Here is a 1,767-nt window from a genome sequence, read left to right as displayed (position 1 = left end):
CCCCGCCCCGCCCGTGGAAGGCCCCGTCCCGATGACCGCTCCGCTCGCCGCCGCCCTGCTGCCACTGGCCCTGCTCGTCCCCGCCACCTCGCCGGTCTCCGTCGTCGAGGCCGACTTCGACCCGGCCACCGCCTTCGTCCCGCCGGCCGCCATCAGCTACGCGAGCGATTTGGTGCCGTACGGCTCGCACGTTCGGATCGTCACCGACCGCTCGATGCCCGGACGCACGGTGCTCACCCTGACGGCCTCCGGGCTCGCCCCCGACCACGAGTTCCCGGTGCACCTGCACACCGGCGGCTGCGGGGCCGACCCGGCCTCCTCCGGGCCGCACTACCAGGACGAGGTCGACCCGGTGCAGCCGTCCAGCGACCCGGTGTACGCCAACGAGCGCAACGAACTGCGGTTGGTGCTGCGCACCGACGGGCGGGGCGGGGGCAGTGCCACCACCGCGGTGGCCTGGCAGCCGCGGCCGGGCGAGGCCCGCTCGCTGGTGCTGCACGCGGGCACCCCGGCCGGCCCGCACGCGGCGGGCGACCGGGTGGCCTGCGTCAAGCTGGACGACTGAGGCCGGGCGCCGAGCCGGCCCCGGCCCGGCGGCTTCCGCGACCTCCGCGGCCTCCGGGCCGGTCAGGGCCGGGTCGGGGCCGGGTCGGGGCCGGTCAGGAGCCGAGGGTGGCGACCAGCACCGCCTTGATGGTGTGCAGCCGGTTCTCGGCCTGGTCGAACACGATGGAGTGCGCCGACTCGAACAGCTCGTCGGTGCACTCCAGCTCGGTCATGCCGGTCGCCTCGTGCATCTGCCGCCCGACGACCGTGCCGAGGTCGTGGAAGGCGGGCAGGCAGTGGAGGAACTTCACGTCCGGGTTGCCGGTGGCCCGGACGGTGTCCATGGAGACCTGGTACGGCTTGAGCAGCTCGATCCGCTCGGCCCAGACCTCCTTGGGCTCGCCCATCGAGACCCAGACGTCGGTGTAGAGGAAGTCGGCGCCGGCCACGCCCTCGGCCACGTCCTCGGTCAGGGTGATCCGGGCGCCGGTCGTCCCGGCCAGGGCCTGTGCCGACTTCTGCACCTCCTCGGTGGGCCAGAGCGCGCGCGGGGCGACGATCCGGATGTCCATGCCGAGCAGGGCGCCGGTGACCAGCAGCGAGTTGCCCATGTTGGAGCGGGCGTCGCCGAGGTAGGCGAGGGCGACCTCGGACAGCGGCTTGGCGGTGTGCTCGGTGACGGTGAGCGCGTCGGCCAGCATCTGGGTGGGGTGCCACTCGTCGGTCAGACCGTTCCAGACCGGGACGCCGGCGTACTCGGCCAGCTCCTCGACGACCTCCTGGCCGTGGCCGCGGTACTCGATGCCGTCGAACATCCGGCCGAGCACCCGCGCGGTGTCCTTGATGGACTCCTTGTGGCCGATCTGCGAGCCCGCGGGGTCCAGGTAGGTGGTGGTGGCGCCCTGGTCGTGGGCGGCGACCTCGAAGGCGCAGCGGGTACGGGTGGAGGTCTTCTCGAAGATCAGCGCGATGTTCTTGCCGCGCAGCCGGGGCTGCTCGGTGCCCGCGTACTTCGCCGCCTTGAGCGTGGCGGCGAGGTCCACCAGGAAGCGGAACTCCTGGGGCGTGAAGTCGAGCTCCTTGAGGAAGTGCCTGTTCCGGAGGTTGAAGGCCATGCCGGGCTCCTGGGGTGACGGGACTACGGGAAAGCAGCAAGTCTATACGATGCCCGGAATTTCTATACAGAGGCGGGCCGGAGAAGGGGAGCCCACGGGGGCTCCC

General features: G+C 72.4%; 2 protein-coding genes. One reads left to right on the top strand and one right to left on the bottom strand.

Translation table 11 applies throughout. The features are described from left to right. A partial coding sequence (locus ACIQOV_RS40160; RefSeq protein WP_401055915.1) for a superoxide dismutase occupies positions 1 to 565 on the top strand: 565 nt, incomplete at its 5' end. Between the two features lie 94 nt (positions 566 to 659). Here the strand turns inward: ACIQOV_RS40160 and argF are convergent. After that, on the bottom strand, positions 660 to 1,661 hold the full coding sequence (gene argF, locus ACIQOV_RS40155; RefSeq protein WP_401055913.1) for an ornithine carbamoyltransferase: 1,002 nt from the start codon (positions 1,659 to 1,661) through the stop codon (positions 660 to 662). Between the last annotated feature and the right edge of the window lie 106 nt (positions 1,662 to 1,767).

The organism is Kitasatospora sp. NPDC091257 (assembly GCF_044757675.1).
Taxonomy (GTDB): Bacteria; Actinomycetota; Actinomycetes; order Streptomycetales; family Streptomycetaceae; genus Kitasatospora; species Kitasatospora lactacystinica.
Note: the sequence above shows the minus strand (reverse complement) of the source record. Positions and strands in the feature narration are given on the sequence as shown.